Below are 2,899 nucleotides of genomic sequence, written 5' to 3' on the forward strand. Positions count from 1 at the left end.
ACCACTGTTACCACCAAAAAATAGGATACGCGCGAGTACTTCTTCTCTGGCGGGCATCCTTTCCTCAAATTGAGGATACAAAAAAGGGGCGCTATGCGCCCCTTCTTCACCCAATCACCTCACTCCTGAATACGTAGACCTTTTTGGCACCAATCTCCGGTAGCCTCACGGTTTTCTGTAACCTGCCGTTTTCTGACTCGGTATCAAGCCATCCGGCGTCATGACAAAGCCGCGCAGTTTTTGCCGTATCGGAAGTACCGCAAATCTCCTTCCACCCACTCGGTAAAATATAAAATATAGTGTTTGACTCCGTGCCGTTGTTGCCCCTGTCGACGCGCCGGAAGCCAACCATATTAGCAGGACGGTTTTTTTCATCGCACCAGTCAGCGAAGCGCGTGTACTGATTAGCCGTGATGAAGCGCCGGACTTTCTCAAGTGTGTCAACTTCTTCCTGATTGGCCGCATGGCCGCGATCCTTTAACCAGGCATCAAGGCAGTTTCGCGCGGCGTTGTACGCCTCGCCGGGCTTCCAGCCAGTGATTCCAGCTTCTGTCGCTAGTTCCCCGGCAACGGCCAGCAACGCGAAACGGTCAACGATTCGGCCAACCTGATTACCGGAATCGGCGGGCAGTAGGGTGCGCTCATACTCTTTCTTCATGGCCTTTGCCCGTGCGGTGACACCGGAAAGGTTCCCCGAAATCCAGCGCAGCCAGTCGCGGAACGGAGCTCCATGAAACTGACGGCTGGACTGTTCCAGATATTCCGCAAACTCCTTACCACCATCAAACCCGTGCAGATTTTCAAATGCCCCATGCTTCCCGGTGTCGCTGGGGATTTGCACCATACGGACGCCCACACCCGCCCCGGTGCGTTTCTCCCCGGCTTCGGCGGCGTGCTCCATGATGGAAACTTCCCCGGTCGACAGGTAAAGCAGCGTCCACGTTGCCGGGTCACGCACGCTGCCATCAACACGGCCACGCGCTTTACCCTGCCCGTTACCCAGCATATAGGCAATACGACTGGCCTCTTTCCCGTCCACCTCGCTGATTTCATCGAGCATCAGCGCGGCATCGTTCCTGCGCAGGGCAATACCTTCCAGCGCGTTACCCGTTGCCCGCCATGTCTTCCAGAAGTCAGCGCCACCACACACCGACGCGGCGACCTTCATCGTGGTGGTTTTGCCGTCTGTGGATTCGCCCTTGAGGTGATAACCCCCACCACCAACGCCCATCAAACTCAGAAGCGGTGCGGCAAGTGCCAGACTGACGCAAAATACCAGGCGGGAATTGCCGGCACAGTAAGTTCCGATGTGCTGTATCCATTCCTGCGTGGTGCCGCTGATACGGAAGTCGTTTTTTGACGACGAGAATGACTGGAGAATGACACCATCGGCATCACTGCCGATAACTTCATCCTGTAGCACGTAAGCGCCACCGTGCCAGCCCGTTTTATCCACGCAGGTAACTTTGCGCACAGGGCGACACGTTGAAATGTATTCCATCAGATAGCCACGCGCGGAGCCGTTAACGCTGATAAAGTGCAGTCCGTTATCGAGCAGCACCTCACGCAACTCCTGACCGCTTCCGGCGAGAACGGTCATAGGCATCGCCCATTCATGCCGCATTCCGTTGGAATCCTCCCATGACAGCAATCGCCCGAACTTCCCGCCGTCAGCATCGCAGGTAATGGCGCTGACGCGCAGAGGGCTACAAATTTTAACCTGCCTGACCTGCCCGTTATCCGCACCATCAGAGGCCGGGCGGTCAAACCAGAGGTAATCCTTTGTCAGCCTGAATCCATGCGGTAGGCGAGTTTCGGTATCCGCAGGGTTCATCATTTCTTCCGCAAACGCATCACGCGCACGCTGAACGCCGAATTCACGGCGATAATCGTCCCAGTCAGCCTTAAAACGTCCGGGAGGGACAGTCACCCAGCCTTTAACGGCCAGCGCCGCTTTAATGGCGCATTCGCGCCCCTCGTTGGGCTTGCCGTCAGCAAAGTCATTATCTCCGGCCAGAATGATTTGTGCGTCCGGCCATTTCTGACGTAATGCGGTGGCCACATTCTTCATGTTGGTCTTGGACAATGCCGCTACGCAGCAGCCATCGGTCAGCAGGGAAGCGCTTAATGCCGTGGCGTACCCCTCGGTGATAACAATTCGTTCGGGTGCGCTTTCCTGTGGCTTCCCGGCCGCAACAAAACGCCCGGCTGCTTTACTCCCCGGTAACAGGCTTTTTTGTTTGTCCGGGCTGATAATCTGAGCGCCGGTTGTGTGGCCGTCAACGTCAGTAATGGGAAGCAGCAATGAACCAGCAGGGAATTCTATGCCCCCGGCTTTCGTGACCCGGCGAGTCAGCGAAGATACATAGCCTGTAAGCCCTTTGGCGCTGAGATAAGCACTTTCCCCCTGTTCAGTGTTGCGGAACTGGTTAGCCCACCACTCAGGCGGCTTTTCGGGGGCTTCTTTCCTGGCTGGCATGGGCTTATTCGACGATGAACGGGCATCGAATGAATACACTTCCCGGATACGGATTGCCGCCTCCATCGTATCCACGGCCAGCACCTTTTTCACCAGGTCTAAACCGTCACCATGGCCGCAGTTATTACAGAACCACGTTCCGCGCCCGTTTTTATCGTCAAAACGGAACCGGTCTTTACCGCCACAGTGTGGACAAGCTCCATGTTTGCCATTTTCAGGAACGGTCACATTAAGACGGAAAAGAATATTGCTCCATTCGCCATTAGCCTGTTTGATTAAATCGGAAATAGTGATATTGTTTGCGATATTCATTATTAAATTCCAGATATTAAGCGCCGCATTACACGGCGCTATTTTTTAACGACCGTCGTCTGATAGCTGTTCGAGTGCTTTAGTTAGTTTTAGGGGCTATCCTAGATA

At 54.8% G+C, this 2,899-nt stretch carries 1 protein-coding gene; it reads right to left on the minus strand.

Going from position 1 to position 2,899, the window contains the following annotated elements; genetic code table 11:
- Positions 1-106: 106 nt before the first annotated feature.
- On the minus strand, positions 107-2,791 hold the full coding sequence (locus BBW68_RS12965; protein WP_070135683.1) for a DUF927 domain-containing protein: 2,685 nt from the start codon (positions 2,789-2,791) through the stop codon (positions 107-109).
- Positions 2,792-2,899: the final 108 nt, after the last annotated feature.

This window comes from Candidatus Erwinia dacicola, from assembly GCF_001756855.1.
GTDB classification, from domain to species: Bacteria; Pseudomonadota; Gammaproteobacteria; order Enterobacterales; family Enterobacteriaceae; genus Erwinia; species Erwinia dacicola.

Bases quoted from the DNA above. Each gene is read 5' to 3' on its own strand.
- BBW68_RS12965 (WP_070135683.1), bottom strand. From the start codon at position 2,791: ATGAATATCGCAAACAATATCACTATTTCCGATTTAATCAAACAGGCT.